Origin of the sequence: Phormidium sp. CCY1219 (assembly GCF_035615515.1) — a bacterium.
Lineage (GTDB): Bacteria > Cyanobacteriota > Cyanobacteriia > Cyanobacteriales > Laspinemataceae > CCY1219.
In genome coordinates this window covers 1-349 of record NZ_JAJENT010000538.1, presented here as the reverse complement: position 1 = coordinate 349, position 349 = coordinate 1, and the positions used below count along the sequence as shown (strand labels likewise).

1 pseudogene is annotated in these 349 nt (G+C 46.4%); it reads left to right on the top strand.

What is annotated here, in order from left to right:
- Nucleotides 1–349: pseudogene (locus tag LKK83_RS14790) on the top strand (S8 family serine peptidase); the annotation flags it as partial.

The following is a 349-nucleotide window of genomic DNA, read 5'->3' as shown; positions in this document are numbered from 1 at the left end:
GGATAACATTTTCCGACAATTGGGGCGATTCAGACGAATCGATTAGCCGCAGCTTAGGTGCAGGGACTTATTATGTTCGAGTTTATCCCTACCGCACAACAGGATATGACACGAGATACCGATTAGAACTGACTGCTACCCCCACTGGCATTGGAGATATAGCGAATCCTGTTTTTAACATGGGAGTTCTCAGTGGCACGCAGACTTTCACTGACTTTGTAGGTAGCGCTGACTCCAGTGATTACTACCGCTTCACTCTTAACGAAGTCAAGGATTTTAGTCTAACCCTTGGGGGGATGACTGATAATGCAAACGTTGGGCTATATCTTGCCGAGGAACAAGTAGATGG